This window comes from Croceicoccus bisphenolivorans, assembly GCF_001634625.1.
In the GTDB taxonomy this organism is placed as follows: Bacteria; Pseudomonadota; Alphaproteobacteria; order Sphingomonadales; family Sphingomonadaceae; genus Croceicoccus; species Croceicoccus bisphenolivorans.
On sequence record NZ_LRSE01000039.1, the window covers coordinates 1 to 4,736 of the forward strand.

Genomic DNA, 4,736 nt, shown 5'->3' on the forward strand with positions numbered 1-4,736 from the left:
TTCAATGAGTTGGTGCCCAGAAGAGGACTCGCCATCGCTGTTGCGCGAGATTCCTCGATCTGGTCGTCATTTTCCTGTTTGTTTTCAGTGGTGGTGGGTTCGAGTCCCAGAAGAGGACTCGCATCTTATTATATTTTGTGTGTTATAACAGCAACATAGACGATGTGGTTTTTGCGAAGGCCCGCAGAAAAGCCCGCATTTCAATGTGGTCTAGAGGTTCGAGTCCAATTCAGGGACTCGAAACTTACAAAAATGGCGGATTTCCGCCATTTCTTCGCCGTGAACAAAAGCAGAAACTTGGGTGCTTCAGGGACCGAAAGGCCCGCAAAAACTCGTTCCTGCAACGTTCCAACTTGCCTCACAAAATCTCGCACGATCCTCATCAGCGCGAGGTTTATGCGGTCTGCTGATGTGATCGCAGGCCTGCACGTCATCGGTTCGTTTTTCCATCTTAAGGCGTGAATAAGCCTGCCGGCTCCGCATAGCTCTTGATCGTGCGCTCGGGCTGCTCATGCCAGCCAATGTTGAACGCCCAGTAGGTCGGGAAAAAGTAGAGTGTCGAGTATGGCAGGTTCTCGTGCACCCAGCGCGCAAGGATTCGCCAATCGCCGGGTTCCTGATTTTTCGCCCAGAAGCTCGGAACGACGACGCAAGCCATCGCTCCCATGTGGCCATCGGCGTCAAGACGATCCCAGATGTGCCCGGCGTAGTTGCTCTCGTTGGACGCACAGGTGTAGCCGGACTTCTTCTTACGCTGCATCTCGTTGCAGAAGCCGTTCACCTCGCACGATCGGTAGGCCGAGCGGATGGCGATACGCCCCCAGTGATCCTGTAGCGGTTCGAGCAGTTCCTCGCACAGCCGCTTGCCGGCCTTGATGGCGAGCTCGGGGTCATCGGGTGCGTTGTTAAGCCCGTGGATCATGGCAACCTCCGAATAGAGCATGTCGCGCATGAAGAAGGATTTCGACAGCTGTACCCGGCCCAATTCCGTGAGAGAAGGAACGGTGCGTGCCGTCCCGAGCCGCTTGACCGCCCCTCCGTTTGGCTCCGCTACCCATCCGATCCGCAGTGCAACGCCGTCGCAGACCTTTGCCGGGCTGATTGCGCCGACTGGCGCATCTGGAAAACCCATGGCCTCGGCAAAAGCCCGGTAGTCGTCAAACCAAGAGCGTTTGGGGCAAAAGCTCTGAACGATCATCGCTGCATCACGCGCGCAATAGCGTTGGGCTTCGATGACTGCGGAGGCCGTGCGGTGAATGAGTTGGTATCGAATTTCCCCGACCGTCGCCGGATCGAGATCGAGAATTCGGCATAGCCGCTCCAGGCGTGCCGGGCGTGTGGTCGCATCCCCTTTTGCCTCTGAAAGCCACTCCTGGACTGTTGGGCCGAAAGTCTCGTCCACTTTCGCCTCGACGGCCAGAACGCCAAGGTGCCCATCAAGACGAAGGATCGCCATGAGGTCGGTCTGACTCGGTCGCTGACCATCACCAAGGTCGACCGGGCGCTCAAAAAACGCATCGACCAATGTAGCTCCCTTGAACGCGGGGTCATGATCGAGAGCCGATTTTACTGAAGGCGGAAGCCCGTTCGCAGAATACCAGAGATCAGCCACCGATTTGGCAGAACGACCTGGCTGCCAATGCGTTGGAGATCCGAGGTGATGGATCACGTCTTCGGGTCGCAATACCGGGACGTGCAGGCGGCGGATGGTCGATTCACTTTGCATGGCACCGAGCTTCTTTTCTTCCAGCATCATGTCAACAGCAGACAATAGGCCCACGGTCATACGACGAGCTCGCCTTGAGATGTTAAGAGATCCAAAAGGCCAGCGTGCGACATAGAAAGTCGCACGATATCGGAATTGAAGATATCCTGGGCGCGCAGGACCACGAACGTAAAATAGGGCCATGACACGATCTCAGCACGCCGACCTGGCGGAACGCTATTTTCTTGAGGACCTCCCCGGCGCCACTCAACTGGGCGCCCGGTTGAACGGGATTCTCTTGAAGATTGATGCAGGCGAGCAGATGACCGCGCTACAGCGGCAGTTTCTCGCCACGACCGGCCTGCATGCACTCGTCACCTTGGCCGACGGTAAGACAACCCTGGGAGAGTTTCGGGCCGCGGCCAAGCAGGAGCAGGCAGCGCGCATCGAGGAGGCTGCGGTCAAGGCCCTGAAGGATGCGGCAGAATTGGCGGAACGCACTGAGGCCAGGGCGGCAGCAGTTAAGGCGACCTTTGCCGCCATGGCGAACGACCCGGCACTCCGTCGAAAGCGAGAGGCCAAGGAGCTGCGACAGCGCTTCGGCGTGGGCTATATCGAAAGCGAAGATTATCCGCGTGCAATGGCGCTTCTCAGGCAAGTCGCCAATGGCCAACGCCTCAAAGTCGATGACCTCGCATGGCTCAAGACCGAGGCGGATTACTGCTGGACCGACGAGCTGCAGAGAGCCTGGCATGCATTGGAAGCCGCAGCCCTGACCAAAGCATGGGAAAGCAGTGGTGATACGTGGAATGCCGTGAATGCGAGCGGGCATTGGCGTAAGGCTGGTGAACCGGAGCGAGCCTTACGCCTGACCGATGCGGCATTGGCAAAGGTTGGGTCGAATCCCAAAATCAGGTCAGCCTTGGCAACGACGCGCGGCGGAGCAATGCGTGACCTACGCCGCCTCGACGAGGCGAAGGCACTGGCAAGCGAAGCGCATCAACTGACCTCAAGCGACTATAGACCGTGCACTTTGTTGGGCGCTGTCCACATCGAGCTTGGGGACCTTCCTGCAGGGCACGAATGGTATGCAAAGGCCGAGAGCCTGGGAGCGCCGCGCCAAGCGATCGACCATGAATTGCGAGGGTTGCTGATGCGCTCTTCCATTCAGGAACAGCAGCGCATTCGTGAATTTCTGGTTCGCCAGGATCCCGAACGCTTTGCTTGGCTCCGGCGTTGGCCCGGCAAAGTTCCAACCGCCATCCATTCAAAATCCACGCAAACGCTGAACAGTAAGGATCACACCGCATTAGCCCAGGCAGGTAGGCATGATCATCGTTCCCGATGATCCAGGCCCTGCAGGTTCCGACGAGGTATTGAAGGCGGCTGTCCAAAAAGTCTTCGACGGCGACGGCTTCCTGGCAAACGTCTGGCATCCCTATCGTGAGGTTTGGGTCGAACGCGTCCCCTTCCGCTTTGCGTTCATCGACGCGCCCGAAATGGAGCAACCATTCGGTCCGGAAGCCAGAGACTTTTTGGCAGGTCTCATTGCGAACAAGGAGCTTCGCCTCGACCCGGTCGGCAAGGAGTCGACTGGCTACATGCCCATCGACCCGTACAAGCGGGTTCTGTGCATGGCATTCCTGTCCGAGCAAATGGACGTCGGCACGGTCGACTATTATCACGAAGGCAAGCGGGGCTCGGGTTCAGTCAAGCGAGCCCGCCCTGTGATGCGAAACATCGAGCTCGAGATGATCGTGAACGGGTGGGCTTGGGTGACCGAGCAATATGCGTTCGATCGCGAGGCAGAATACTTCGAGGCGCAAGACGATGCCCGGCGTGATCGGCGAGGTCTATGGGCGATGGACAATCCTGAGCCGCCCTGGACCTTCAAACGCCGTCAACGGCGCAAGAGCCGCGCATCGGGCGGGCAAGGCCGATTGCTTTAGTCCGACAGTGAAGGATCAGGCTGCCGCGACAATCGCCAAAATGCGGGGCGACTGGGCTATTTACCGTACGCTTGACGGCAGGCTCGCTATATCGGTCGGCACGGCAAAGAATGGCTGTCAGGCCTGATCTTCCAATCGATAATTCACTGTCTCGAAGAAGGGTCCAATCCCGTCGTCTACGACGGCAACGTAGCCTTCGCGCTGCTCTTGGGTACGCCAGCGATTTTCCCACACGACGGCATAGGACCAGAGCTGGGCTCCGGCAGGCAATTCCATGAGGAATTTTTCCCACGCGCCGTGGAGATGACCAAATGGCAATCGCGGGGCTCCGCCCAGGGGATCGTTGACGATTTCGTGCGCCTCGATCTCCTCAACCGTGAAAGAGCTGACGAGATCCTCCTTGCCCGGAGCAAAGATGCGCTCTTCGCTCTTTCGTTGCTTCTCATCTCGCCGCGAAGTCCACTTTTCATAGAGAATGAAGGGAACGAAAAGCGGCCAAAGGATCGTGGTTACGAGTACGACCAGGACGTAGGATCGGAACGCTTGGGCAGGCGCGGGCCGCTTGGCCTTCTCGGAGAGATTGACCCAGATTTCCTTCGCCAGAATGGCGACCATGGGCACTGCCAGGACCAGCCCGATCACAAGATACCATTGCCAGTAGGGCATCGTGTCAGCTCTCACCCGAGCGATTGCCAAGGGTTGTCAGGGCGGCGATGCCATAGCCCTCTGGCGCATCTGGTTCTCCCGTTCCGTTCTCCCGGACCGAGCGCTCGATCAATTCGCCCTTGCTAAAGCGCAAGAGAAGGTCCCGCTCATAGGTGCTGCCATAGCCCATATGGACGTATTTGAGCTGCTTTCCCTGGGGAAGCCGAACCGTATCCGTGAACCAATGGGCGAAAACTCGCTCGCCATATCCCGGGAACACCGTTTCAAGTGTCGCTTCTTCTCCGCTCTTCAGCCAGCCCTTCAACTGCGTGAGGTAAAGCCGTCCGTCGATAACCTCCCAGGTGCCGACGTACCCTCTCCAGCAAGCCGTGTGCGGCGAACGGAATGTCCGGCGTCAGCGCCAATGGCACAGATTT

Annotated in this window: 5 protein-coding genes; 2 read left to right on the plus strand and 3 right to left on the minus strand. The window is 58.2% G+C overall.

The window, feature by feature from the left end; translation table 11 throughout:
- Positions 1-451: 451 nt before the first annotated feature.
- Positions 452-1,786 carry a DUF6946 family protein gene (locus A7A77_RS17080; protein WP_066561212.1) on the minus strand — a complete coding sequence of 445 codons (1,335 nt, stop codon included), beginning with the start codon at positions 1,784-1,786 and terminating at the stop codon, positions 452-454.
- A 121-nt stretch (positions 1,787-1,907) separates the two neighbouring features.
- On the opposite strand from A7A77_RS17080, the gene A7A77_RS17085 reads away from it, so the two are divergent.
- Both A7A77_RS17085 and A7A77_RS17090 read left to right on the plus strand, forming a co-directional pair.
- The gene (locus A7A77_RS17085) at positions 1,908-3,053 is read left to right on the plus strand and encodes a tetratricopeptide repeat protein (RefSeq protein WP_066561222.1); all 1,146 of its coding nucleotides are present in this window, start codon (positions 1,908-1,910) and stop codon (positions 3,051-3,053) included.
- Positions 3,034-3,654 (plus strand): thermonuclease family protein, encoded by a 621-nt coding sequence (locus tag A7A77_RS17090; RefSeq protein ID WP_066561224.1) that lies wholly within the window; start codon positions 3,034-3,036, stop codon positions 3,652-3,654. Before A7A77_RS17085 ends, A7A77_RS17090 begins: the two co-directional genes overlap by 20 nt.
- A gap of 117 nt (positions 3,655-3,771) precedes the next feature.
- Here A7A77_RS17090 and A7A77_RS17095 read toward each other — a convergent pair whose 3' ends face one another.
- Both A7A77_RS17095 and A7A77_RS17100 read right to left on the minus strand, forming a co-directional pair.
- The gene (locus tag A7A77_RS17095; protein WP_066561226.1) at positions 3,772-4,320 is read right to left on the minus strand and encodes a hypothetical protein; all 549 of its coding nucleotides are present in this window, start codon (positions 4,318-4,320) and stop codon (positions 3,772-3,774) included.
- A gap of 4 nt (positions 4,321-4,324) precedes the next feature.
- Positions 4,325-4,624 (minus strand): hypothetical protein, encoded by a 300-nt coding sequence (locus tag A7A77_RS17100; protein WP_066561227.1) that lies wholly within the window; start codon positions 4,622-4,624, stop codon positions 4,325-4,327.
- Positions 4,625-4,736 lie beyond the last annotated feature (112 nt).